Annotated in this window: 30 protein-coding genes; 16 read left to right on the top strand and 14 right to left on the bottom strand. The window is 39.8% G+C overall.

From position 1 onward, the window contains the following. Positions 1–13: 13 nt before the first annotated feature. The 6 genes from L656_RS0111170 to zapE form a co-directional block, all read right to left on the bottom strand. The gene (locus L656_RS0111170) at positions 14–763 is read right to left on the bottom strand and encodes a cytochrome c1 (protein ID WP_024599270.1); all 750 of its coding nucleotides are present in this window, start codon (positions 761–763) and stop codon (positions 14–16) included. Continuing rightward, positions 760–2,025, bottom strand: coding sequence for a cytochrome b (locus L656_RS0111165; protein ID WP_007378320.1), 1,266 nt, complete (start codon positions 2,023–2,025; stop codon positions 760–762). Before L656_RS0111165 ends, L656_RS0111170 begins: the two co-directional genes overlap by 4 nt. Next, complete coding sequence (gene petA, locus L656_RS0111160; protein ID WP_024599269.1) at positions 2,025–2,615, bottom strand: ubiquinol-cytochrome c reductase iron-sulfur subunit; 591 nt, start codon at positions 2,613–2,615, stop codon at positions 2,025–2,027. Before petA ends, L656_RS0111165 begins: the two co-directional genes overlap by 1 nt. 581 nt (positions 2,616–3,196) lie before the next feature. After that, on the bottom strand, positions 3,197–3,589 hold the full coding sequence (gene rpsI / locus L656_RS0111155; RefSeq protein ID WP_024599268.1) for a 30S ribosomal protein S9: 393 nt from the start codon (positions 3,587–3,589) through the stop codon (positions 3,197–3,199). 8 nt (positions 3,590–3,597) lie between these two features. Then, positions 3,598–4,026: a 50S ribosomal protein L13 gene (rplM, locus tag L656_RS0111150; RefSeq protein WP_007378318.1), complete on the bottom strand. Its 429-nt coding sequence runs from the start codon at positions 4,024–4,026 to the stop codon at positions 3,598–3,600. A 285-nt stretch (positions 4,027–4,311) separates the two neighbouring features. Beyond that, on the bottom strand, positions 4,312–5,400 hold the full coding sequence (gene zapE / locus L656_RS0111145) for a cell division protein ZapE (protein ID WP_024599267.1): 1,089 nt from the start codon (positions 5,398–5,400) through the stop codon (positions 4,312–4,314). 135 nt (positions 5,401–5,535) lie between these two features. Here zapE and L656_RS0111140 point away from each other — a divergent pair, with 135 nt between their 5' ends. The 3 genes from L656_RS0111140 (at position 5,536) to L656_RS0111130 (ending at position 8,648) form a co-directional block, all read left to right on the top strand. After that, positions 5,536–5,979 carry a YhcB family protein gene (locus L656_RS0111140; RefSeq protein WP_024599266.1) on the top strand — a complete coding sequence of 148 codons (444 nt, stop codon included), beginning with the start codon at positions 5,536–5,538 and terminating at the stop codon, positions 5,977–5,979. Between the two features lie 131 nt (positions 5,980–6,110). Next, entirely contained in the window at positions 6,111–7,463 is a 1,353-nt protein-coding gene (locus L656_RS0111135; RefSeq protein WP_024599265.1) for a Do family serine endopeptidase, read from the top strand. 102 nt (positions 7,464–7,565) lie between these two features. Then, positions 7,566–8,648: a trypsin-like peptidase domain-containing protein gene (locus L656_RS0111130; protein ID WP_024599264.1), complete on the top strand. Its 1,083-nt coding sequence runs from the start codon at positions 7,566–7,568 to the stop codon at positions 8,646–8,648. Positions 8,649–8,752: 104 nt separating this feature from the next. On the opposite strand, the gene murA is transcribed toward L656_RS0111130, so the two are convergent. The 7 genes from murA to L656_RS0111095 are packed head-to-tail and all read right to left on the bottom strand — an operon-like array spanning position 8,753 to position 13,417. Then, entirely contained in the window at positions 8,753–10,012 is a 1,260-nt protein-coding gene (murA, locus tag L656_RS0111125; RefSeq protein ID WP_024599263.1) for a UDP-N-acetylglucosamine 1-carboxyvinyltransferase, read from the bottom strand. Between the two features lie 13 nt (positions 10,013–10,025). After that, positions 10,026–10,283: a BolA family protein gene (locus tag L656_RS0111120; RefSeq protein WP_002957953.1), complete on the bottom strand. Its 258-nt coding sequence runs from the start codon at positions 10,281–10,283 to the stop codon at positions 10,026–10,028. Positions 10,284–10,288: 5 nt separating this feature from the next. Continuing rightward, the gene (locus tag L656_RS0111115) at positions 10,289–10,582 is read right to left on the bottom strand and encodes an STAS domain-containing protein (protein ID WP_024599262.1); all 294 of its coding nucleotides are present in this window, start codon (positions 10,580–10,582) and stop codon (positions 10,289–10,291) included. Further along, positions 10,575–11,255: an MlaC/ttg2D family ABC transporter substrate-binding protein gene (locus tag L656_RS0111110; protein WP_024599261.1), complete on the bottom strand. Its 681-nt coding sequence runs from the start codon at positions 11,253–11,255 to the stop codon at positions 10,575–10,577. Before L656_RS0111110 ends, L656_RS0111115 begins: the two co-directional genes overlap by 8 nt. 5 nt (positions 11,256–11,260) lie before the next feature. Continuing rightward, positions 11,261–11,809 (bottom strand): outer membrane lipid asymmetry maintenance protein MlaD, encoded by a 549-nt coding sequence (gene mlaD, locus L656_RS0111105; protein ID WP_002957950.1) that lies wholly within the window; start codon positions 11,807–11,809, stop codon positions 11,261–11,263. Between the two features lie 13 nt (positions 11,810–11,822). After that, positions 11,823–12,602 carry a lipid asymmetry maintenance ABC transporter permease subunit MlaE gene (mlaE, locus tag L656_RS0111100; RefSeq protein ID WP_002957949.1) on the bottom strand — a complete coding sequence of 260 codons (780 nt, stop codon included), beginning with the start codon at positions 12,600–12,602 and terminating at the stop codon, positions 11,823–11,825. Then, positions 12,602–13,417 carry an ATP-binding cassette domain-containing protein gene (locus L656_RS0111095; protein ID WP_076915496.1) on the bottom strand — a complete coding sequence of 272 codons (816 nt, stop codon included), beginning with the start codon at positions 13,415–13,417 and terminating at the stop codon, positions 12,602–12,604. The genes mlaE and L656_RS0111095 overlap by 1 nt, the downstream gene beginning before the upstream one ends. Before the next feature lie 255 nt (positions 13,418–13,672). On the opposite strand from L656_RS0111095, the gene L656_RS0111090 reads away from it, so the two are divergent. From L656_RS0111090 to L656_RS0111030, 13 genes are all read left to right on the top strand, one after another. Further along, positions 13,673–14,641 carry a calcium/sodium antiporter gene (locus tag L656_RS0111090; RefSeq protein WP_024599260.1) on the top strand — a complete coding sequence of 323 codons (969 nt, stop codon included), beginning with the start codon at positions 13,673–13,675 and terminating at the stop codon, positions 14,639–14,641. A gap of 3 nt (positions 14,642–14,644) precedes the next feature. After that, positions 14,645–15,616, top strand: coding sequence for a KpsF/GutQ family sugar-phosphate isomerase (locus L656_RS0111085; RefSeq protein WP_024599259.1), 972 nt, complete (start codon positions 14,645–14,647; stop codon positions 15,614–15,616). Beyond that, positions 15,617–16,168 (top strand): 3-deoxy-manno-octulosonate-8-phosphatase KdsC, encoded by a 552-nt coding sequence (gene kdsC / locus L656_RS0111080; protein ID WP_007580311.1) that lies wholly within the window; start codon positions 15,617–15,619, stop codon positions 16,166–16,168. After that, entirely contained in the window at positions 16,165–16,719 is a 555-nt protein-coding gene (lptC, locus tag L656_RS0111075) for an LPS export ABC transporter periplasmic protein LptC (protein ID WP_024599258.1), read from the top strand. Before kdsC ends, lptC begins: the two co-directional genes overlap by 4 nt. Beyond that, the gene (gene lptA, locus L656_RS0111070; RefSeq protein WP_024599257.1) at positions 16,709–17,254 is read left to right on the top strand and encodes a lipopolysaccharide transport periplasmic protein LptA; all 546 of its coding nucleotides are present in this window, start codon (positions 16,709–16,711) and stop codon (positions 17,252–17,254) included. Before lptC ends, lptA begins: the two co-directional genes overlap by 11 nt. Continuing rightward, on the top strand, positions 17,251–17,976 hold the full coding sequence (gene lptB / locus L656_RS0111065) for an LPS export ABC transporter ATP-binding protein (protein WP_024599256.1): 726 nt from the start codon (positions 17,251–17,253) through the stop codon (positions 17,974–17,976). The genes lptA and lptB overlap by 4 nt, the downstream gene beginning before the upstream one ends. A gap of 69 nt (positions 17,977–18,045) precedes the next feature. Continuing rightward, entirely contained in the window at positions 18,046–19,545 is a 1,500-nt protein-coding gene (locus tag L656_RS0111060; RefSeq protein ID WP_024599255.1) for an RNA polymerase factor sigma-54, read from the top strand. Positions 19,546–19,571: 26 nt separating this feature from the next. Further along, entirely contained in the window at positions 19,572–19,859 is a 288-nt protein-coding gene (hpf, locus tag L656_RS0111055; protein ID WP_007580301.1) for a ribosome hibernation promoting factor, read from the top strand. A gap of 4 nt (positions 19,860–19,863) precedes the next feature. Beyond that, the gene (gene ptsN / locus L656_RS0111050; protein WP_024599254.1) at positions 19,864–20,316 is read left to right on the top strand and encodes a PTS IIA-like nitrogen regulatory protein PtsN; all 453 of its coding nucleotides are present in this window, start codon (positions 19,864–19,866) and stop codon (positions 20,314–20,316) included. 18 nt (positions 20,317–20,334) lie between these two features. Continuing rightward, entirely contained in the window at positions 20,335–21,180 is an 846-nt protein-coding gene (rapZ, locus tag L656_RS0111045; RefSeq protein ID WP_024599253.1) for an RNase adapter RapZ, read from the top strand. A 42-nt stretch (positions 21,181–21,222) separates the two neighbouring features. Further along, positions 21,223–21,495, top strand: a complete 273-nt coding sequence (locus L656_RS0111040; RefSeq protein WP_002957937.1) for an HPr family phosphocarrier protein — start codon at positions 21,223–21,225, stop codon at positions 21,493–21,495. A 125-nt stretch (positions 21,496–21,620) separates the two neighbouring features. Next, the gene (gene mgtE, locus L656_RS0111035; protein WP_024599252.1) at positions 21,621–22,979 is read left to right on the top strand and encodes a magnesium transporter; all 1,359 of its coding nucleotides are present in this window, start codon (positions 21,621–21,623) and stop codon (positions 22,977–22,979) included. A gap of 56 nt (positions 22,980–23,035) precedes the next feature. Further along, positions 23,036–23,587: a protein disulfide oxidoreductase gene (locus tag L656_RS0111030; protein WP_024599251.1), complete on the top strand. Its 552-nt coding sequence runs from the start codon at positions 23,036–23,038 to the stop codon at positions 23,585–23,587. A 189-nt stretch (positions 23,588–23,776) separates the two neighbouring features. Here L656_RS0111030 and L656_RS0111025 read toward each other — a convergent pair whose 3' ends face one another. Beyond that, a complete protein-coding gene (locus L656_RS0111025) occupies positions 23,777–25,954 on the bottom strand; it encodes a YgiQ family radical SAM protein (RefSeq protein ID WP_024599250.1) in 2,178 nt (725 codons plus the stop codon). Between the last annotated feature and the right edge of the window lie 115 nt (positions 25,955–26,069).

Raw genomic sequence — 26,069 nt, 5'->3', positions numbered from 1 at the left:
AAAAATGTTCAACCTAATGAACATCTCTCCAGTATTCTTTCTTAAGCATAAATGCCAAGATAAACAGGATGATTAAAAATCCTATTACCTTAATACCTAGCGCTTCCGATTCAAGACGTGAAGGTTCACCCACGTATTCAAGGAAGTTCGTTAAATCACGAGCAGCTTGGTCGTATTCATCTACACTTAATTCACCCGTACCATCTGTTTCAGTAGCAATAACTTTGGTCACTGTGTGTCCATGTTCTTCTACTTCTTTAGTAATAGGCGTTGGTAAACCTTGTAGTTCTTGAAGAACATGAGGCATACCTACTAATGGGAAAACAATATTGTTAACCCCAAACGGGCGAGATTCATCTTTATAAAACGATTTTAAGTACGTGTAAATATAATCTGGTGATTTTACACGCGCAATTAGAGTTAAATCCGGCGGAGCCGCACCAAACCATTTTGCTGCATCGTCTTTTGTAATCGCGTTAGTAATATGGCTACCTACTTTAGAACCGTCAAAAATCAACTGTTCTAAACCAACTTCTGTTGGGATACCTATATCACGAAAAGTGCGTTCATAACGTTGATACTGCATTTGGTGACAACCAAGACAGTAGTTCATGAACAACTTTGCACCGCGCTGTAAAGATGCTTGATCAGTAAGGTCGTTATTCGCCTCCATTAAAGGAACCGACGGACCCGCTGCCATAACCATGTTAGGTAACAAGTTTACTGATAAAGCAAATAAACCAATAAGTAGCTTCTTCATCATTTCGTTAACCTCTCTGGCAATGGCTTAGTTTTTTCGTTCTTACTGTATACAAATAACAGTACGAAGAACATAAAGTAAGTCACAGTACAGATTTGAGAAATAATCGTTTTCAGATCAGTTTGAGGAGTTGCACCCACCCAACCTAAAAGAACGAAAGTTACAACAAAACCTGCAATGTTCCATTTATGGAAACCACAACGGTAACGAACCGATTTAACTCTACCACGGTCTACCCAAGGTAGTAACGCAAGTACCACAATTGATGCACCCATCGCCGCAACACCGATTAACTTATCAGGGATTGCACGTAAGATTGCATAGAATGGCGTAAAGTACCAAACCGGGAAAATATGCTCAGGTGTTTTAAGTGGGTTAGCTGCCTCGAAGTTAGGACCTTCTAAAAAGAAGCCATTCATCGCAGGCATAAAGAACACAACCCAACAAAACAATATTAAGAAACCAACCACACCCACAATATCTTTAACTGTGTAGTAAGGGTGGAACGGTATCGCATCAACAATATCTTTCTTGTCAGTGTAATACTCGTGAAATTTAAATTTAGGCTTATCTTCTTCAGCTACAGAGCCTTTCTTACGTTTAATCTCAATACCTTCAGGGTTGTTTGAACCCACTTCGTGTAGAGCAACAATGTGTAAGAAAACTAAGATTACAATAACCAGTGGTAGTGCAATTACATGTAATGCAAAGAAGCGGTTAAGCGTTGCACCAGATATAACGTAGTCACCACGTATCCAAAGTGTTAAGTCATCACCAATAACCGGAATAGCCCCGAATAAAGAGATGATTACCTGTGCGCCCCAGAATGACATTTGTCCCCATGGTAATAAATACCCCATGAATGCTTCAGCCATTAGCGCTAAGAAAATAAACATACCAAATAACCACAGTAACTCACGTGGTTTTTGATAAGAACCGTAGATCATGCCACGGAACATATGCATATATACAACGATGAAAAACGCCGATGCACCTGTTGAGTGCAAATAACGTAATAACCAGCCATATTCTACATCACGCATGATGTACTCTACCGAGGCGAATGCGCCCTCAGCAGATGGAACAAAGTTCATCGTTAACCAAATACCTGTAAGGATTTGGTTTACTAGTACTAACATGGCTAGAGAGCCAAAAAAGTACCAGAAGTTAAAGTTTTTAGGTGCTGGATACTGTGCAATGTGCATGTTCCAAACACGTGTCATTGGGATTCGGTCGTCTATCCAACCAATAATCTTACCAAACATTAGGCTACCCCTCTTTCTTCGCCCACTAAAATAGTGGTTTCATCTAGAAAAGTATAAGGTGGTATTTCTAAGTTTAATGGTGCAGGTACCGATTGAAATACACGGCCAGCCATATCAAATTTAGAACCGTGGCACGGGCAGTAGAAACCGTCATCAGTCCCTTCTACTTTTTCACCAAAGTTACCTTGTAAAAAGCCTGGCGAACATCCTAAATGCGTACAAATACCTACAGCCAGAAAGATTTCTGGACGTAATGAACGGTAATCATTTGTTGATGATTCTAATTGTTGTGGCTCTTGCGATTGTGGATCACGAAGTTGACCTTCATGTTCTTTCATCTGCTCAAGCATTTTTGGGGTACGTGATACAACCCATACAGGTTTACCACGCCACTCGACACGTATTAATTGTCCCGGTTCAAGTTTGCTGATATCTACTTCTACAGGCGCACCCGCAGATTTAGCTCGCTCACTTGGATTCCAAGACGCAATAAAAGGAACAGCAGCCCCAGCCGCACCAACACCACCTACAACAGAGGTAGCTATGGTTAAAAAGCGACGTCGGCCATTGTCTACAGGCGCATTGCTCATCCACTTATCTCCACTATGATTCTCAACACTTGCTATATTGAGAACATCAGTTACAGCAGGTTAATTATTCGAAATTTTTAAAATAGAAGCGATCATAATTAAAACCCTTGATTAAAACAAGGTTATTCAAAGCCCCATGCTCGAATAAACCTGACTTGATCAAAAATTTGATTAAGCTAGCTCGAGAATAAAGCCGAACGACTATAATAACGCTTCTGTAAAAACAATATACTGACCAAGATCAACATCACTAAGAGGAAACAGTAAAAACTGTACATAGTGTTGTTAAACCGCTCATTTTACTTACCGGACAATTGTAGCAAAAAATTCCACCAATTAACTGATGGATTTAAACTAATTACGATAATTATTTAACTTTTTTGCAGCTATCTGAGTATTTTTTAACTTTCGTTCGATTAATACGCAGTTATTAATAAATTTGATCATCATTAATTGCTGCAATCACCTTGTATGGCAGTCGCAATAAACAAATTTATAGTAAATTGAAAATGTAAACATTTTGATTTGAAAACAAAAAACCCAGCATAAGCTGGGTTTTTGAATTCTTGATAACGTATAGATTAACGTTTTGAGAACTGTGGACGCTTACGCGCTTTCTTAAGACCCACTTTCTTACGTTCAACTTTACGTGCATCACGTGTAACAAAACCTGCTTTACGAAGTTGTGGACGTAATGATTCGTCAAACTCCATAAGTGCACGAGTGATACCGTGACGGATAGCACCAGCTTGACCAGTTGTACCACCACCGGCAACGGTGATGTAAAGGTCAAATTTTTCAGTCATATCAACTAGCTCAAGAGCTTGATGAACAACCATGCGTGCTGTTTCGCGACCAAAATACTCTTCAAGAGAGCGTTTGTTGATTACGATGTTACCAGTGCCTGGGCGTAAGAATACGCGAGCACTTGAACTTTTACGACGACCTGTACCGTAGTATTGATTTGCCATGATGGTGCTCCTTAAATGTCTAGAACCTGAGGCTGTTGTGCAGCATGGTTGTGCTCAGTACCTGTGTAAACTTTAAGTTTACGGTACATAGCGCGGCCTAAAGGACCACGTGGCAACATGCCCTTAACAGCCTTCTCGATGATCATTTCAGGCTTTGCAGCTTGAAGTTTATCAAAAGTAGTAGACTTAAGACCACCTGGAAAACCAGAGTGTGAATAGTACACTTTGTTTTTGAATTTGTTACCAGTTACAGTAACTTTTTCAGCGTTGATAACGATGATGTAATCACCAGTATCTACGTGCGGTGTATATTCAACTTTATGCTTACCGCGTAGGCGATGAGCGATTTCAGTAGCGATGCGACCTAAAGTTTTACCTTCAGCGTCAACTACGTACCAGTCACGTTTTACTGTTTCTGGTTTAGCAACAAACGTTTTCATTTATAAAAATCCAATGTTTTTCAATTAAAACCACAAGTAGTTAATATTAACTACTGCTCTAAGTTTGCTATAACCCCTTCGAGTTTTAGACTTTTGCGCCGCTCACAAGTGGCTAGACTATATGAGGGCATAGAACGCAACGTGGCAGACGCGGGAGTATACCAGCACTTAAAACACATTGCTACTCGCCGGTTGTTTTTTCCACAAGAAATTTCATAAATAAGAAGTACTATATACATACCTCCTATTTTTAATAGCTAACCTATTACACTTTTGCCTACTTTTTTAGACCAAATGCTCTCTAGCTAAATACTCTAAAGATTGCATTTCTTGCAAACGGCTTATACAGCGCTTAAATTCAAAGTTTAAATTACCTTGAGTATAAAGTTCGGTAATAGGTTTTTCAGCCGATATAATTAAAGTTACGTGACGCTCATAAAATTCATCCACTAAAGCAATAAAACGTCTAGCGGCATCATCATTAGTCTGCCCAAGTTGTTTTACGTTAGAAATAATAACCGTATTATATAGGCGGCTAATTTCCATGTAATCGACTTGACTACGAGGCGTTTCGCATAATTCACTAAACTCAAACATCACAACGCATTTAGCTACTTTTCGCGTTTTGATTTTTCGCCCTTCTATTTCTATCGGCTCATCTAATTGTCCAGGCTCTGACGATAGCTTATCGAAGTATTCAAATAGGTTTTTATCTGCATCTTCATCTAACGGACTATGAAAAATTTCGGCTTGCTCTAAGGTACGTAATCGATAATCAATACCTGAATCTACATTAACTATCTCTGTATTAAGCTTAACCAGTTCTATAGCAGGAACAAAGCGTGCACGCTGCAGGCCATTTCTGTAAAGCTCATCAGGCACTATATTAGAGGTAGCAACAAGTACTATACCCCGTGCAAATAGCGCTTCCATTAATCCACCTAGCAGCATGGCATCGGTAATGTCTTGAACAAAAAACTCATCAAAGCATATTATGTCTGTTTCTGCTTTGAAAATGTCGGCTATTTTTTCTAATGGGTTAGCCGTATTGTTTAGTTTTTTAAGCTCATTATGCACTCGGTGCATAAACCGATGAAAATGCACGCGCATTTTACGAGTGCCCGGTAGTGATTCGTAAAAAGTGTCAACTAAATAAGTTTTACCACGCCCTACTCCACCCCAAAAGTACAAACCTTTTATAGGCGCTGGTTCATCTTTGCTGAATAACTTAGCAAAAAAACCTTTTGGTGCAGGCTTTGCCTGAGTTAAGTCATCGTACAGACGTTGTAAATGGCGCACAGCATTTTCTTGTGCTGCGTCGTGTACAAAGTCATCTCGCTTCAAGTCTTGTTGGTATGTTTGCCAAGGAGTCATATCTATTTACAGTTAAAACACAGTTTAATTTGCAAAGTATATTAACACGCATCATAACTCGGGGTATATTACACTTAGTATGATTTATAATTGAATCAAGCATTCGTTAGTTATTTTCCCAAAGGGGTAGTTTTTATGGGCACAGTTATGTGGGTAGGTTTGGTTGTTATTGTTGCTGTAGTAGCATTTTTTATTGGTGCATTTGTTACTAAAAAACAGTTCAAACAAGATGAATTAAAAGAACAGGCTGAGCAAGCTGAAAACGCATTAGAGCAGTATCGCCAAGATGTCGCTGATCATTTAGCAAATACGGGTAAGCTCGTAAATAAACTGAAAGAAAACTATGACCAATTGCTTAGTCACGTTGAAGAAACAAACCAGGTTCTTCTAGAAGATAGAAATAAAGCACCAGCGGAACCATTCTTTTCTAAAGAAACTACTGAGCAATTACAGGCGTCTTTAAAAGAACGTCGTGCAGATCGCTCTTCAGCCGCAGCGCAACCCGCTGATTATGTATCGGGTGAATCTGGTTTATTTGCAGGTCAAAATAAAGTTTCAGAACATTCTAAAGCATCTTGATGAACTTTTTTTAGACCCCATAGTCTTTAGATATAACAGCTTTGTTGTTTTATCTTAACAAACCAAAAAGGGCTGCTGTAAAGTAGCCCTTTTTGGTTTTTGCTTTACCTTAAGTGGAGTTATCCCTGACTATGAAAATGAAATTATCACTTATCAGCGCAGCTATTCTATCTACAAGCTTATTAATGAGTCCTGTAGCGTCTTATGCAAAAATGCCAATTGCAGTAAATGGTCAACAACTACCTACTCTTGCTCCCATGCTAGAGCAAATATCTCCTGGTGTTGTAAGTATCCAAGTTTCAGGCTCTAAAGAAGTACGCCGCCGTGCAGATCCACTCGAATACTTTTTTGGACAACAGCAGCCCCGCAGCCAAAAACGCCAATTTAGTGGTTTAGGCTCAGGGGTAATTATTAATGCCGATGAAGGCTATGTGGTAACTAATAATCATGTTATTCAAGATGCTGAAAAAATGGTAGTTACCCTTGAAGATGGCCGTGAATTTGAAGCAACTAAGATTGGTACTGATACTGAGTCTGATATCGCTCTTTTACAAATAGACGCCGATGACTTAACTGAAATAAAACTCGCAAACTCAGATAGTTTACGAGTGGGCGACTTTGCGGTCGCGATTGGTAATCCATTTGGACTTAGCCATACAGTAACATCAGGTATTGTTAGTGCACTTGGCCGTAGTGGTTTAAACATTGAAGGTTACGAAGATTTCATTCAAACCGATGCAGCTATTAACCAAGGTAACTCTGGCGGTGCATTAGTTAACTTAAATGGTGAGTTGATTGGTATTAATACTGCTATTTTAGGTGCTTCTGGCGGCAACGTGGGTATTGGTTTTGCCATTCCATCTAATATGATGAAAAATCTAGTTGATCAAATTATTGAACATGGTGAAGTACGTCGAGGCTCGCTAGGTATTTCTGGTCGCCCACTTGATGCAGGACTTGCAAAAGCACAGCAACTTGATGTCAAACAAGGTGCTTATGTAATGCAAGTAATGGACGACACTGCCGCAAGTAAAGCAGGTATTGAAGCTGGTGATGTCATTGTTAGCATTAACGGTGGCGATATTAGTGGGTTCCACGAACTACGCAGCAAAATAGCTACGCTCGGTGAAGGCCGCGAGATAAAATTAGGCATTTACCGCGATGGTAAAATTAAAACAGTAAAAGTAACCCTTGATGGTGCATCTGGTGTTACAGCGACAGGCGAAGAACTACACCCCGCATTCCAAGGCGCGACGCTTGAAAACGTGCAAAAAAATAGCAATAAAGGTGTTGAGATTACTTCTGTAGATCCTCGCTCACCTTCTGCCCGTGTTGGCCTTGAAGAGGGTGATATTATTATGCAAGTGAATCGTCAGCGAGTTGAAACGATTCGCGACATGAATAAAATCATAGATAGTACAAAAGGTAATATAGTACTTGGCGTGCAGCGTGGTCGTGAGTCCATATTTATTTTAATTCAGTAATAAATCACACTATTAATGTAATAAAAATAACAGTGGCACTTGCCGCTGTTATTTTTTTTATGTCATCATAAAGAGATTGCTCACTTACATAATAAGAAAATCGTGCTGAAACTAATAAAATTTATTCTTCCCCCTTTATTTGCAGGCCTAAGTATTGCTTTTTTAGTGGTTTTTTTCAGCCCTAATATGCGAGCGGCCTTACTTCCAAATGTTCCCCTACCAAGCGCTATGAGTGCGGGTCACCTGAGTTTTTCTGATGCAGTTAAACGAGCAGCTCCTTCTGTGGTTACTATTTTTTCAGAAAGCATTTCCAAAGAACCCCGTTATAAAAGAAAAAACACAGTACAAGAGCTAGGCTCTGGCGTCATCATGTCGCAAGACGGTTATATTCTTACTAACTACCATGTTGTTAATAACGCAGATCAAATTATGGTTATTCTAACCGATGGTCGACGCTTTTTTGATGTGCAGCTAATTGGTTTTGATACCATTACTGATTTAGCCTTACTTAAAATAAATGCAGATCACCTTCCGGTCATTCCTGTCGATGATAGCTATGTATCGAGCGTAGGCGATGTGGTACTTGCTATAGGTAACCCGCTTAATTTAGGTCAAACAATCACGCAAGGCATCATTAGCGCAACGGGTAAGCAAAAGATTACAGACAGTCCGTACAATAACTTATTACAAATGGATGCGGCTATTAACGTGGGCAACTCTGGCGGCGCATTAGTTAACTCCAATGGTGATTTAGTCGGTATTACCTCTGCGCAGTTTAAAACGCGTGAGAATCTGAATATTCAAGGAATATTCTTTGCGGTGCCTTACTCGCTTGCTAAAAAAGTAATGGGAAAACTCATTCGTCATGGTCGTGTTGTACGTGGCTATCTAGGCTTCGAAGGCACAGCAGTAGATAGTACCGGTAAAGAAGTCAACGACAGCCTAACTCCCGTTACGGGCATGCGAATTACTAATTTAGACCCTTTGGGTCCAGCATGGCAAGCGGGCATTGAAGAGCAAGATATCGTTATTAAAATTGCAGGCCTTTCGGTAGCAAACCCACAAAAAGTGCTGGAAGAAATAGGTAATACAGAGCCCGGTAAAGAAATAGAGTTTGAGCTTTACAGAGATGGGAAAATAGAAAAAATCATGGTGGTGGTAGCTGAGCTTGAAACAAAGCTTTAATAAAGAATAATACCAACCTGCATAAATCGTCAATAAAAAGGCCGGATAGCAATTCGCATATCCGACCTTTTTTTTCAAAATAGTGTAATTAGTTAAGTATCTACTTAGCTACTTCTACGTTTAATATTTGCACCTAACGCACTTAACTTATCTTCAATGCGCTGATAACCTCTATCAACGTGATAAATACGATCAACGACCGTTTCACCTTGAGCCACTATACCCGTCAAAATTAAACTAGCTGAAGCGCGTAGATCGGTTGCCATCACTTGCGCACCCGTTAAGCTTTCAGTCTCACCACAAATTGCGGTATGTCCTTCTAAACGAATATTAGCGCCCATACGCTGTAACTCTGGTACATGCATGAAACGGTTTTCAAAAATCGTTTCTGTAATAGTCGCACTACCATTTGCTACTACATTCAATGCTGTAAACTGAGCTTGCATATCCGTAGGAAAACCTGGGTGTGGGGCTGTTTTAATATTAACGGCTCTTAGTTCTCGGCCGCGCATATCAAGATAAATACTGTCGTTATTCACCTCTAGGTGTGCATTGGTTGCGCGTAATTTTTCAATTACAGGCTCAAGGGAGTGAAAGTCAGTGTTTTTACAAAGTACTTCACCGCCAGCCATTGCTGCAGCGACTAAAAATGTACCAGTCTCAATTCTATCTGGTAAAATACTGTGCTCGCATCCTGCTAAACGCTCAACGCCTTCAACTTCAATGCGGCTGGTTCCTGCACCTGTGATTTTAGCGCCCATTGCAATTAAGCAATTAGCTAAATCAATTATTTCGGGCTCGCGAGCAGCATTATCAAGTATGGTTTTGCCATCAGCAAGAGCAGCTGCCATCAAGAGGTTTTCAGTAGCGCCTACGCTTACCATTTCCATAAAGATTTCAGCGCCTTTTAAGCGCCCGTTTACCTTGGCATTAATATAACCATTTTCAACGTTAATTACCGCGCCCATGCGCTCTAAACCTTGAATATGTATATCAACAGGACGAGCACCAATAGCACACCCTCCAGGTAAAGACACTTGAGCTTCACCAAAACGTGCGACTAAAGGGCCTAATGCAAGTACAGAGGCACGCATTTGCTTAACTAAGTCGTATGGCGCTAATGTTTTATTAACCGTTGCGCCGTCAATCACTAGCGTATCGCCGTGCCAATTAACATCAGCACCTAGAGTTTTTAATAAGGCTTCAGTGGTCACTATATCGCGAAGGCGCGGTACATTAGTAAATGTACTTTTTCCATCAGCTAATAATGAAGCAAACAAAATAGGAAGTGCGGCATTTTTAGCGCCAGAAATAGTCACTTCACCAGCAAGTGAAGTACCACCTTGAATTACAAATTGATCCATTAAGAGGCCCTATTTATTGCGGTAAAATAAATTTTTGTTCACGCTTCCACTCTACAGGAGTAAATGCACGAATAGATACTGCGTGAATTGTGCCATCTGAAATTGTATTCATTAATGGACCATAGACTAGCTGCTGCTTTTTAACTCGGCTTAAACCGTCAAAGCATTCGCCTACTGCAACAACTTCATAATGGCTACCATTGGCTTTTACATGTACTTCAGCTAATTGAAGTTCTTCGCGTAATAATGTTTCGACTTGGCTAGTTTCCATAACTCTCACTCAAATAGGGTTGTAACCTGACCCAATTGCATTAAATTTTGCAATTGCTCAGGTAGGTTTTGCAATTCAAGGCGAATGCCTTGCTGCTTTAATTCTGCAAAAGAGTGAATTAACCAAGCTAAGCCCGCTGTGTCAACCCTTGATACTCCACTTAGGTCGAAATAGATGATTTTATGCTTAGTTAATAACTTGTTGTTCAGAAGCTGCTCATCGCCAATTGAATTTCGAGTAAGCTCACCGCTTACTCGAAAATGTTGTCCATCAACTTGGCTTATTGCCAATTTAGTCATTCGAGTTACTGCCTCTAAACTGAACTGGTAGCTGACTCTTTTGCTCTAAAAGGTTACTTACATTATCAATACCTTGCTGGCGCAAAATACCTTGTAGTTCACTTTGTTTTGCATCTAGTAAACTAATACCTTCAGCAATCATATCGTACGCGCGCCATTCACCGTCGCGGTCTTCACGTACTTTAAAATCGATTCTGATATCAGGTTTACCGTCTTCAATAATTTTAGTCTTAACAACAACTACGTCTTTGCCTTTAAATGCTTGCTCGGCACCAAACTCAACTTTTTGGTTTGTATATTGAGTGAATACACCAGCATAAGTTGCAACTAAGTACTCTCTAAATACACCAATAAAGCGTTGAATTTCTTTAATTGCTTTGGCTTTTTCAGCTTCGTCGGTAATTGCACGTACTTTAGATACCTCACTACCTAGTACGCGAAGTGCTGCATATTTGTAGTCGATATAAGGCATTAATTCTTCTTCAACGATTACGCGAAGATGCTCTTGATCTTTAACAATTAATGGCTGGTCTTTTTTAATACGTGCAAATGTATTATCGGCAACTTGGCGTACCATTTTATTTGGATCAACCAATTTAACATCTGCTGCACTTACGCTTTGAGTTAGCGTCATTGTGCCAATTGCTACAATAGCTAAAAACTTTTTCAACATAATAATTACTCACTACCTTGGTTGAATAAAAACTGCCCGATTAATTCTTCAAGTACAATGGCAGACTTAGTATCAGTAATTGAATCGCCATCACCTAGTGCTTTACTTTCCACACCAAACAAATCGTCAATTGCTTCATCTTGCTTGTTTTCAGTCACTGTTTCGCCTAAACAACGTTGTTTAGCTGAATCTGGAGAAATGACAGGGTGAATACCTAAGTACTGCTCACCTAAAATACCCGACGTTAAAATAGAGATTGAGCTTGTGTCTGAAAAACGACATAAATACTGTGCATCAATGGTCATGTTTACCACTGGTAAAAACTCTTGTGGGTGTACATAAATTGATTCAACACGACCAATTACAACACCACCTACTTTTACCGGTGCACGCGCTTTTAACGAGCCAATGTTTTCAAACTTGGCATTAAGCGTATATGTTTCGCCAGAGCCACTAATACCTGAATTGGCAACTTTAAGTGCAAGCATCGCAAACGCTAAAATGCCAAGTGCTACAAAAAAACCAACTAAAATTTCTAATTTCCGTGAATTCATTATCTATACCCTATTAGCTGGTAAACATTACCGCTGTCAAAATAAAGTCAAAACCTAAAACTGCTAATGACGAATGAACAACCGTTTCGGTGGTTGCTTTGCTGATCCCTTCGGAGGTCGGCACACAGTCATATCCTTTATAAAGCGCAATCCAGGTCACCACTATGGCGAATACAAAACTCTTAATAATACCGTTTAGTATGTCTTGCTGAAACGACACTTGTGATTGCATGATTGACCAAAAACTACCTGTATCAACTCCCAGCCAATCTACACCCACTAAATGAGCGCCTATGATTGCTACGGCTGAAAATATCAAGGCAAGCAATGGCATGCTTATAAAACCCGCCCAAAAGCGTGGTGCAATAATACGTTTTAGCGGATCGATTGCCATCATCTCAAGTGATGAAAGCTGCTCTGTTGCTTTCATTAAGCCAATTTCAGCAGTCAATGCGCTGCCTGCGCGTCCTGCAAACAGTAATGCAGTAACAACCGGGCCCAGTTCTCGCAATAAACTCAGTGCCACTAACGGCCCTAAACTATCCTCAGCGCCATAACCAACTAATACGGTGTAACCTTGTAAAGCCAATACCATGCCGATAAACAAACCCGACACCATAATAATGAGTAACGATTGCGAACCCACCATATAAAGCTGGCGAACAAGTAACGGTGTGCCTTTTTTAAAATTAGGAACATGCGCTAATGCACTAAACAGCATATAAGCTGAACGACCGAGAGCCGCAAAGCGTCCTAGCGTTTTATGCCCTAGCTTTTGAAATAAATCCAACATTATGCTTTTTCTCCAAGCAGCTCGTCTGCATAAGCTTGAGCCGGAAAATGAAATGGTACCGGACCATCCGACAAGCCTTTTAAAAACTGTTGAACTAAAGGAGATTCGTGATTACGCATTTCATCTGGGGTACCACAACCAATTACCCCTTGATCAGCGATAATTATAACGTGATCGGCAATACTCATTACCTCTGTCACATCATGCGTCACAATTAAAGACGATAAACCTAATACCTCGTTAAGCGACTTAATTAGCTTAACCAATACGCCCATCGAAATAGGGTCTTGTCCTGCAAATGGCTCATCGTACATGATTAGCTCTGGATCAAGTGCTATAGCGCGCGCAAGTGCAGCACGTCTTGCCATACCGCCTGATAACTCAGAGGGCATTAAATCTTTAGCGCCACGTAGCCCTACCGCTTGCAGCTTCATTAATACAACTAATCGAATAAGGTCTTCACTTAGCTTTGTGTGCTCTCTTATAGGAAACGCAATATTGTCAAATACCGACATATCAGTAAACAGCGCACCACTTTGAAAAAGCATGCTCATTTTAGTACGTGCTTCGTATAACTCTTTACGAGACATTTTAGGAATGCTGCCACCTTCAAATAAAATATCACCTGAATCGGGTTTAAGCTGACCACCAATTAAACGCAACATAGTGGTTTTGCCAATTCCGCTTGGCCCCATGATCGCAGTAATTTTACCTTTAGGAACGCTAAAACTCATATTTTTATATATAGTTCTATTGCCTCTCGAAAAGCTAACATCCTTGACTTCTACTATTGATTGCGACAAGTCGCTCTCCATAAAAATGTTCACTAGTGCACCTATTTTAAAGCTTTTTTGTCAAAGATGGAAAAAACAATTCGTAAGATTTTGTAATACATCCATGAAAAGGATTATAAGACTCGCTCAAAACAGCTTAACCCCGGCTTAAATTTTTAAATTAGCTGTTTAAAAGCAGCATTGTTACGTAGTTGACCTTACTCTTTTATTTATACTTTCATCTTGGCTTTTGTTACTATTCGCGCCATCCGTATTTTGTATAACTGGCTTAACACAATGGTTACCTCGTTTGTTATTTTAATTCTTGGTTTTGCAGCTCTTGTTTGGAGTGCAGACAGGTTTGTTTATGGCGCTGCGGCTCTTGCTAAAAACTTTGGTGTACCTACACTTATTGTTGGTTTAACCGTGGTAGCTATGGGCTCATCAGCCCCCGAAATGATGGTTTCAGCCTCTGCCGCTCTGGCTAACAAAACCGACACTGCCGTCGGTAATGCTGTTGGCTCTAACATTACAAACATTTTACTTGTGTTAGGTATTACAGCTCTATTTCGCCCTCTTTCAGTTTCATCTAGTACGTTAAAACGCGAAATGCCATTGGTAATGCTAGTATCTCTTGCTACTTGGTATGTCTTTTCGGATAACTACTTTTCATTTAATGAAGGTGTTGCACTTTTAGTTGGCTTTATCGTATTCATCGGTGGGTTAATTATTGTGTCTATGCGTGCAAAAAACCAAGATGACCCATTTGTCTCAGAAGCCTGCGACGACGTACCTAACGATGTACCTACAAAAAAAGCGATATTTTGGTTAGTTATAGGCATGATACTCCTACCTGTTAGCTCTCATTTTTTAATAGGTTCAGCTGTAGACATTGCAAAATACTTCGGCTTAAGCGACTTAGTCATTGGCTTAACAATTATTGCCATTGGTACTAGCTTGCCAGAGCTTGCAGCTTCGGTAGCTGGTGTACTTAAAAATGAAGATGATTTAGCACTAGGTAATATTGTTGGCTCAAATATATTTAATATTCTAGCGGTATTACCACTTGCAGGTATCATTAACCCTTCTGCCATTGACCCATCATTAGTAAGTCGAGACGTATTAATTATGATTGGTGCAACACTTGCTCTTATTATTATGTCATTGAACTTTAGAGGCACCCAACGTATCAATAGAGTAGAAGGCGGCTTATTGCTAATAGCGTTTTTGGGTTACCAAGGGTATATTTTTAGTCAAGTAGGGTAAATGATGGCAACGCTAAATTTTATTGAACAAGGTCTTCGCGTTTTAGATGTTGAGCGCCAAGCACTTAGTGATATTGCACAATATGTAGATGAGAATTTTAATAACGCGTGCCAATTAATGTACGACTGCGAAGGCCGTATTATTGTCATTGGCATGGGTAAATCAGGTCATATTGGCAATAAAATCGCGGCCACTCTTGCGAGTACTGGCAGCCCTGCATTTTTTGTTCACCCTGGTGAAGCAAGTCATGGTGATTTAGGTATGATCACTAAAAATGACGTGGTTATGCTTATTTCTAATTCAGGAGAGACCAGCGAAGTTTTAAATATCATTCCGGTTTTAAAACGACTTGGTGCCAAAATGATATCGATGACTGGCAATACGCAATCAACCATGGCGACCCTTGCTAATGTACATGTGTGTATTAAAGTAGAAAAAGAAGCCTGTTCATTGGGTCTAGCTCCTACATCAAGCACCACTGCAACGCTTGCGATGGGCGATGCCATGGCAGTTGCACTATTAGAAGCCCGCGGCTTTACAGCTGATGACTTCGCGCTATCTCACCCAGGTGGTAGTTTAGGCAAGCGCTTACTGCTTACTTTAAAAGATGTTATGCACGGTGGCGCAAATACACCTATTATTAGCGTTTCACAAACAGTTAAAGACGCCCTTATTGAAATGTCCGCCAAAGGTTTAGGCATGACAGCCATTGTTGATGAAAATCAGCAGCTCGTGGGATTATTTACCGATGGCGATTTACGTCGTATTTTAGAGCAAAGAATTGATATTCATACAACACAAATAGATGTTGTTATGACTAAGTCATGTACTACGGCTACACAAGATATTTTAGCCGCTGAAGCGCTTAATATTATGGAACACAAACGTATAAATGGCTTAATCGTCGTCAATGAGAAAAACCAACCTATTGGCGCATTAAACATGCAAGACCTATTAAAAGCAGGAGTGTTATAAATGCAATTTGAAGAACTCTATCAACCGCTGAGCGATGATGCAAAAGCACGCGCTAAAAAAGTAAAGCTACTTATATGCGATATTGATGGTGTATTTTCTGATGGCCGTATTTATCTTGGTAATCAAGGTGAAGAGCTAAAAGCATTTAATACAAAAGATGGTTTTGGCATTAAAGCGCTTATAAACAGTGGCTTTGAAGTGGCTGTAATTACTGGTCGTCATTCACAAATAGTGCAACAACGTATGAGCAGCTTAACCGTACAGCATATTTATCAAGGTCAAGAAAATAAGCTCATTGCCTATCAAGAATTAAAAGACAAACTCAACCTTAGCGATGAACAAATTGCTTATATCGGTGATGATGGCCCTGACATGCCCGTTATGGAATTAGTCGGCTTTGCTGTTGCAGTAAATGATGCCCATCCACTTATTAAACGTTTATCACACTATGTAACGCAAATGCCTGGCGGCTTTGGTGCAGTAAGAGAGCTCACCGACTTACTTATGCTTGAAAATGGTAAAGCGTTGACTACACAAGGCACTAGTTCATGAATGCAGCGCGCATAATATTAAGCGTTTTATTCATTAGCTGTATGGTTTGGCTTTGGTACCCTTATTTTACACAACCAAATATTTTGCCTCAGACTGAGCCTGAAGTTATTGCCAAGCCTGATTACATAGCCATTGAACTCAAACAAACAGCCTATGACGAACAAGGTACAATCAGCCACAAAGTAACTGCGGCTAAAATGGAACTATATCAGCAATTAGGTTTCACGTTTTTTGAAAAACCCATTTTTACTTTATATAACGAAAAGCAAACGTGGCAAATAAATGCAGACGAAGCAACATTATACGAAGACAAACAATTAATTTTAGAAGGTAATGTGGTTGCCAAAAACTTAACCGATAACGCCATGATAGACAAAATCAATGCTGATAATATTCAGGTAGATATAAAGCTATTAACAATGCGCTCGGAGCAACCCGTTATCATCACTGGACCCAATTTAAAAATCACCGGCAAAGGCCTAGAAGCCGACTTAAAAACCGAAGTGATAAAACTAATTAACCATACGCGAACCATATATTATGACCAATAAAATATTAAAATCACTTATTATTCCTACACTTATACTAGCATTTAATAGCAGTGCTGCAGAGCCAAATACACAGCCTGCTGCAAATCAAATATCAATAAGCGCCGATAAGCAAGAAGGTCAATTAAAAGCTAATGTCGGGATTTTTGAGAAAAACGTTGAAATTATTCACGGTAACCGCCGTATTACAGCCGACCGTCTCGAAGTACATAAACGCGATGAACTTGGTGATAATAAGCAATTATTAATTGCCACTGGTAGCCCTGCCCACTTTGAAGAGAAGCAATCAGACGGCACGACTATGAGCGCCAGTGCTGACGAAGTACGTTACGATGTATCTAAGCGTTTTTTAACGCTTGTTGGTAATGCACAGGTATCGCAAGCAGGACAAAAAATAAATGCTAAAAGCATTACCTACGACATTGAGCAACAGCTAATCAGTGCCGAAAAAGATGAAAACTCAACTGACCGCGTTCATACAATTTTAGTACCCATTGAAACTAAAAAAAGTAAAAAAAGCGACAAAGGTCAACCATGAGCACATTAAAAGCAGAACTATTAGCAAAGAGCTATAAAGGCCGTGAAGTTGTAAAAAACGTTGGCCTTGAAGTAAAAGCGGGCAGTATTGTTGGCTTACTTGGCCCTAACGGCGCAGGCAAAACAACCACGTTTTATATGATTGTAGGCCTTGTGCCTAGCGATAAAGGTAAAATATCGATAGATGATAACGATATTACTCTTTTACCTATGCATAGTCGTGCTAGATTAGGCATAGGCTACTTACCGCAAGAGTCTTCAATTTTCAGAAAGCTAACTGTTTATCAAAACTTAATGGCTATTTTAGAAACGCGCAAAGAGCTAAATAAACAAACTCGAGAAGATACACTCGATAAATTATTAGATGAATTTAGCATACAACACATTCGCGATAGCCAAGGTATGGCATTATCAGGTGGCGAACGTCGTCGTGTCGAAATAGCACGTGCGCTGGCAGCAGATCCTAAATTTATATTACTGGATGAACCGTTCGCTGGTGTTGATCCAATTTCAGTATTAGATATAAAGAAAATAATAGAACATCTTAAAAATCGTGGGATTGGAGTATTAATTACCGACCATAACGTAAGAGAAACCCTTGATGTTTGTGAAAAAGCCTACATTGTTTCTCATGGGGAGCTGATTGCATCAGGTACTCCAGAACACGTATTAAATGATAAAACAGTACGCGATGTTTACTTAGGCGAGCAATTTAGGCTGTAACATTTACGCCATGTCTTTAAGCATCTGCTAGTATTAATTATAACAACATAAAAGGATTGTTAGAGATACATGAGGCAATCACTACAGCTGCGCATGGGCCAGCAACTTACAATGACTCCACAGCTGCAACAAGCTATTCGTTTGTTGCAACTCAGTACATTGGATCTCCAGCAAGAAATACAAGAAGCTCTCGACAGCAACCCGCTATTAGAGGTTGAAGAACAAGACTACTCAGAAGATGCTGCTGGCAAAAACGAGCAAAAAGCTGATACCGATGACATAACTGTTAGCGCATCTGCCGATGATGCTCCAAGCGAATACGAACAAGATAGTGGTGAAGCACTTGCGAAAGACACGCTAAGTGACGACATGGCTATGGATGTTAGCTGGGATGAGTACATGAGTGCCGCTCCTGCAGCATCATCGGGTCCAATGCCTGAAGATGAATCAATTTATCAAGGTGCCTCTACAGAGACGCTCCATGAGTATTTAATGTGGCAGTTACAATTAACGCCATTTAGCCCTACAGACGAAGCTATTGCTATTGCCATCGTAGAAGCAGTTGATGATTCAGGTATTTTAACACTAAGCTGCGAAGAGATTTTAGAAAGCTTTAATCAAGAAAACGAAGATGATAACGAAGTCGAACTTGATGAAATTGAAGCTGTATTAAAACGCATCCAACTGTTTGATCCTGTTGGTATTGCTGCACGTAGTTTACAAGAGTGTTTGTGTATTCAGCTTAATCAGTTTGATAAAGAAACACCTTACATTAATGAAACAAAAATGATTTTAACCGAGCATATTGATTTATTAGCTGCTCGTGACTATCGTACATTAATGAAGAAAACCAAGCTCAAAGAAGAAGAGCTTAAAGAAGTAATGACATTAATCCATACTCTTAGTCCTAAGCCAGCAGATACTATTGTAAGAGAAGAATCTGAGTATGTTATTCCAGACGTGTCAGTTAAAAAAATTAAAGGCCGCTGGGTTGTTGAGTTAAACCCAGATAGCATGCCTAAAATTCGTGTTAATAGCCAATACGCTGCAATGTCTCGCACTGTGAAATCGAGTGGTGACAGCCAGTTTATTCGCTCGCATTTACAAGAAGCTAAATGGTTTATTAAAAGCTTAGAAAGTAGAAACGACACACTTTTAAAAGTAACTAATTGTATTGTTAAGCAACAACAAGGCTTTTTTGAACACGGCCCTGAAGCAATGAAACCAATGGTTTTAAATGATGTTGCTGAAATGGTAGAAATGCACGAATCAACAATTTCGCGCGTAACAACTCAAAAGTATATGCATACACCCCGTGGTATATTTGAGCTTAAATACTTTTTCTCAAGCCATGTAAGCACCGAAAACGGTGGTGAATGTTCATCTACAGCAATTCGTGCACTTATCCGCAAATTAATCGCTGCAGAAAACTCAGCAAAACCATTGAGTGATAGCAAAATAGCGGATATATTGGCTGAGCAAGGAATTAAAGTAGCAAGACGTACAATCGCAAAATACCGCGAATCTCTGGCTATTCCACCGTCAAATCAACGTAAAAGCTTGATCTAAGACGCAAAAAAAAGAGGGTAATGCTTATGCAACTAAACTTAACTGGTCGTCACGTAGAATTAACCGATTCACTAAGAGACTATATTAATACCAAATTTGCGAAGCTAGAAAGACACTCTGATCATATTAATAATGTTCATGTCATTCTCGATGTAGAAAAATTAAATCAAAAAGCAGAAGCCACAATACATGTAAGTGGTGCTGAGCTATTTGCCTCTACGGAACATCAAGATATGTATGCCGCCATTGACTCGTTGATCGACAAGCTCGATCGACAAGTAATTAAACACAAAGAGAAGCTTGCTCGACACTAATATGATGAAATTAAGCTCACTTATATGCCAGGACTGCAGCAAAGCTGCGGTCCTTTTTAATAGCAAAAAAAGAATTTTAGAGTTCATTAGCGAACTTGCTCACGACAAACTTCCGTATTTACCGCAACAGGATATCCTTACTGCTTTAATGAGTAGAGAGAAACTGGGTAGTACAGGTATTGGCCGTGGCATTGCCATTCCTCATGGTCGAATGAGCGGTGCAGAAGAGCCTTTAGCTTTAGTACTCGTTAGCGAAACTCCAATAAATTTTGATGCAATAGATAATCGTCCTGTTGATATTTTTGTCGCACTCATCGTACCAGATGGCGATAACCAACAGCACTTAAAGACTCTCGCAACCATTGCTGATAAACTAAACAACAAAGATTTTTGTAAACAGTTACGCTGTGCAAAATCAGATGCTGAGCTTTACCAAGTTATTGTCGATCAATCATAGTTTTATAAAGGGTGTTAAATGGAGTTAATTATCATAAGCGGCCGTTCTGGTTCTGGAAAGTCGGTTGCTTTACGCGTTGTAGAAGATTTAGGCTATTATTGCGTAGATAATATTCCAGTTAACTTGCTTCCTTCATTAGTTCGCAGTGTGTCTGATAGCTACGATAAAATTGCTGTTAGCATTGATGTGCGAAACATCCCTAAAGAGCAAGATGAATTTAACGATATTCTTGAATACTTACCAGGCTTTGCAAATCCTACGTTATTTTATTTAGATAGCGACGATCAAACGTTGATAAAACGCTTTTCAGAAACACGCAGGTTACACCCACTATCAATTGACTCGCTGCCTCTTGATTTAGCCATCAAAAAAGAAAAAGAATTACTTGATGTATTAATCACCCGCGCCGACTTTATGATAGACACAACTGATTTAAGCGTTCACCAACTTGCAGAATCTATTCGTGAAAAGATTTTAGGTAAAAAAGATAAGCAACTAATTGTCACGTTTGAATCGTTTGGTTTTAAACACGGTATACCAAAAGAAGCAGACTATGTATTTGATGCGCGTTTTTTACCAAATCCACACTGGGAACCTGAATTAAAACCTTTAAATGGGTTAGATCAACCCGTTAAAGATTATTTGGCCAATCACAGCATAGTGCAAAAATTCACATGGCAAATTCAAACATTTGTACAAACGTGGTTACCGCACTTAGAGCGAAATAACCGCAGTTATTTAACCATAGCTATCGGATGTACAGGCGGACAACATCGCTCTGTATATTTAGCGCAAACTATCGGTGAAAGTTTTGCAATGACACATCCCAATGTAAAAATTCGCCATCGTGAACAAGAAAAATAATAGAGCTGAATAATCACCTGTTCAGCTTAGGTAGAGTAAGTTATGCACTGTGAAGACACTTTTTTAATAAAAAACAAATTAGGCTTACACGCTAGAGCAGCTACTGTGCTTGCGCAGTTAGCAGTACAATTTGATGCGACAATCACATTATTTCAAGATGATAAAGAAGCCGCGGGCGATAGCGTACTTGCACTAATGTTACTTGAAAGTAGCCAAGGCAAAGAAGTAAAAGTTGTATGCAAAGGCCCCGATTCTGAGCAAGCTTTACATGCTGTTGGAGAGTTAATAGCACAACGTTTTAATGAGCAAGAATAAACAGTTATAAAAATAATGCTCGCATTACTAACGCCTCAACTAAAACAGATATATAAATACGGTTAGTGACGCCAGTTAACTCACCTCTCCCCATAAAGTAATATAAAAATTTATAAAGGACGCCAATGCCTGAAGCTTTTGAACAAGATTACCCACTACAGCAACTAAAACAAGTGACTAAGTCACTCAATAGTGGTCAATTTGTTCAAGTTAGGCGCATGCTCGCAAAAACAGCTCCTTGTGATACCGCATTATTATTAGAATCATCCCCCCATAAAATTCGCCGACTTCTCTGGCAGTTGGTTGATCCTGATGTGCAAGGCGATGTTCTTGAAGAACTATCAGAAGATGTTCGCTTAGGCATTATTGCCCAGATGGAACCTAAGCACATTGCAGCCGCAACAGAGGATATGGGCCACGATGACTTAGGTGAAGTATTACGTAGTCTGCCAGATACCGTTTATAAAGACGTTGTTAGCGCAATGGACATTCAAGACCGTGAACGTGCAACACAAGCACTTTCGTATCAAGAGCGCTCTGCTGGCGCGCTAATGAACACCGATACGGTGACCATTCGCCCTGACGTTACGCTTGATGTTGTACTTAGGTATATTAGGCTACGCGGCGAGTTACCAGAAGGTACCGATGACTTGTATGTTGTTGATAAGCATAATTGCTTTATAGGCGCTTTATCACTCAGTACATTATTAACTAACCCGCCAGAAAAAATTGTTCGCGATTTAATGGATGAAGATTGTGAGTCTATCCCAATCTCTATGGATGAAAGTGAAGTCGCGCAATTATTTGAACGTCATAATTGGATATCGGCCCCCGTAGTTGATGATAACGATCAGCTCCTTGGTCGTGTAACTATCGATGACATCGTTGACGTAATAAGAGAAGATGCGGAGCATAGCTTACTAAGTTTAGCCGGTCTTGATGATGAAGAAGATACCTTTGCACCAGTACTAAAAAGCTCTAAAAAACGCTCAGTTTGGTTAGGTGTCAACTTACTAACGGCACTTGCAGCTGCTTTTGTAGCTAGCTTTTTTGAAGGCACTTTAGATGTTTTACCTATTTTAGCTGTACTTAACGGTATTGTCCCTTCTATGGGTGGTGTTGCAGGCAGCCAATCATTGACGCTTGTTATTCGTGGTATTGCGGTAGGTCATATAAATCAAACAAACCAACGTTTCTTGATGATGAAAGAGCTTGCTATTGGCGCGTTAAACGGGGTTTTGTGGTCGTTGTTAATAGCAGGTGTTATTGCCCTATGGCAGTGGGACTTTATGCTTGGTGGCGTACTCGCCTTCGCTATGTTTATGAACTTAGTGGTGGCAGGTGTTGCTGGTGCGAGTATCCCTATTATTCTTAAGAGAATGAATATAGACCCAGCACTTGCAGGGAGTGTAGTGCTAACCACGGTGACAGATATTGTGGGTATATTCGCCTTTTTAGGTACTGCTACTTGGTTGCTGGTTTAAATTAGAAACTTTTGCAAATAACTAAAGTAAAAAACACTTAGGGTAAAGCTGCAACTATGACAACGGATACCAAAAATAAAAAAGACACACCTAAAAAAACGCCAAAACAAAAAGGGCTATCAATATTAAAAAGTGTATTGATATATGGCTCTATATTTTTCGTAATTTATAACGCTGTTAATTGGTGGAGGCAACCGGTCATGCCTGCAAATCCTCAATTACAATTAATAGACTATAAAGGGCAAAACATTGATTTATCAGCAATGAGCCAAGATAAACCAACGCTTGTGTACTTTTGGGGAACTTGGTGCCCTATTTGTAGTATTACCTCCCCAGCCATAAACGAACTCGCAAACGAGAATAACTACCCTGTCGTGAGCATCGCAATAAAATCAGGTTCTGATAAAGAACTACATGAGTATCTAAATGATCACGGCTACAATTTTGCCACTGTCAACGATCAACACGGTGAGATATTTGCCGACTGGCAAGGACAAGTCACGCCATCCTATATAATCTTAAAAGATAATAAAATGAAGCAAGGGCTAACAGGTATTCAACCGTTATGGTCACTTAAATTACGTTTGTGGTTATCATCAACGTTTTAAAAAAACTAACTAGAAGTATATAGGCTCTAAATACGCCAATCTTAAGGGGAGTTTCTAAAAGTTCGCTCTTTATTACCTACAATAATATAGCCAATAAAGAGCAAGGTTTACTTAATTTACGTACTAACGAGGCTTAAAAATCCTTAGCGTAATTAAACTAATTACGCTAGATATTAGTAGATTAGATTACTAACGTGTACTTTGACGATTACCGCCTACTTTTGGTTTAGTGTTTGCCTTTTTAAATTGGCTAAAACCGGTATGTCGCGTTAGTGCCGGACGTCCGCCTTTACTGCGACCTTTACCTGCTTTTTCATCACGCCCTTCTTCAGGCACTAAACAGTTAGGCCCTTTACCAATTAAATTAGCTTTACCCATTTTACGCAGTGCTTCGCGTATCATCGGCCAACCTGCTGCATCATGGTAGCGTAAAATAGCTTTATGTAATCTACGTTGGCGAGCACCTTTAGGTACTGGAACAACTTCTGTATTGTTTTTTATATTACGTAAAGAGTTCATCTCTGTATGATAAATAGTCGTTGCATTAGCCATCGGTGACGGGTAAAAATTTTGTACCTGATCAAGCTTAAAGTCGTTTGATTTAAGCCATAAAGCCATGTTTACCATGTCTTCGTCTTTTGTACCTGGATGAGCTGATATAAAGTAAGGAATTAAATACTGCTTTTTACCTGCTTCTTTAGAGTACTTATCAAATAATTCTTTAAATTGATCATACGCGCCCATACCTGGTTTCATCATTTTTGATAATGGACCATCCTCTGTATGCTCCGGCGCTATTTTTAAGTAGCCGCCCACATGATGCGTTACTAATTCTTTAACGTAACGAGGGTCGCGTACAGCTAAGTCATAACGTACACCAGAAGCAATCAAAACCTTTTTAATACCCTTAACTTCACGTGCTTTTTTATATAAGTCTATTGTTGGCGTATGGTCGGTATCCATGTGCTTACAAATCTCAGGGTACACACATGATAAACGTCTACAGGTACTTTCTGCTTTTTTACTAGTACAACGCAGTTTATACATATTTGCCGTTGGGCCACCTAAATCAGAAATCACACCAGTAAAGCCAGGTACTTTATCTCTAATCTGTTCAATTTCTTCAATAATAGATTCTTGCGAACGACTTTGAATAATACGCCCTTCATGCTCCGTAATTGAGCAAAACGAACAACCACCAAAACAACCGCGCATAATATTTACCGATGTTTTTATCATGTCGTAAGCAGGAATTTTAGAGTCGCCGTAACTTGGGTGAGGAATTCGCTGATACGGTAAACCAAACACAGCGTCCATTTCATGTGTTTCTAATGGGTATGCAGGCGGGTTTACCCAAATAGAGCGATCGCCGTGTCGCTGAAACAGCGCTCTTGCACAACCAGGGTTTGTTTCTTGATGTAAAATACGCGAAGCGTGGGCGTATAGAGGTTTGTTAACACTTACTTGCTCATAAGCAGGTAACTTAACGTAAGTTTTTTCCCACGGTTTAGGTCGCGCAGGCTGAACCATGATTGGTTTTGCAGCTTCCGCCTTTAAATCAATACCCGCTTGTTTAAATTCAGATTTGCTACATCCAACATCATCAGCGCCGTATGGATTTGGAATTGGATCAATTTTACCAATTTTATCTATAGCGGTAGAGTCACTACCACGCCAACCTGGTAAAGGTTCTTTTCTAATAACAGCCGTGCCGCGAATATCTTGAATAGTATCCATTGTTTCGCCTGCGGCAATACGATGCGCAACTTCAACTAACGGACGCTCTGCGTTACCGTAAATTAAAATATCAGCTTTAGCATCAAACAAAATACTACGACGTACTTTTTCTTGCCAATAGTCGTAATGAGCAATACGACGAAGACTCGCTTCAATACCACCAATAACAATTGGTATTCCTTTGTATGCTTCACGACATTTTTGCGAGTAAATCATTACGGCTCGATCGGGACGTTTACCACCTACGTTATCTGGCGTGTAAGCATCATCGTGGCGCATACGCTTTTCAGCTGTATAACGATTGATCATCGAATCCATGTTGCCAGCTGTTACACCAAAAAATAAATTCGGTCTGCCTAGCTCCATAAATGCATCTTTAGAGTCCCACGCGGGCTGGGCAATAATACCCACTCTAAAGCCTTGCGCTTCAAGTACACGGCCAATTACCGCCATACCAAAGCTAGGATGATCAACGTACGCGTCACCACTAATTATTATTATGTCGCAGCTATCCCAGCCAAGTGCATCCATTTCTTCACGTGTAGTTGGTAAAAATGGCGCGGTGCCATAACATTCAGCCCAATATTTAGGGTATGAAAATAAGGCGCGCTTAGCTTTGAGTGTGCTCATAATTGTGGCCGTAGAATAACAAAAGGCGCGAATTATACCCTACTAAATTGTTTATATATACAAAGTAGTCAAAGCATATCGCACCTTAAATTCTAAATCGTTCATTAGCTTAAAT

This window comes from Pseudoalteromonas sp. TAE56 (assembly GCF_000497955.1).
Classification (GTDB): domain Bacteria; phylum Pseudomonadota; class Gammaproteobacteria; order Enterobacterales; family Alteromonadaceae; genus Pseudoalteromonas.
This window is presented reverse-complemented; position numbering and strand designations above follow the sequence as displayed.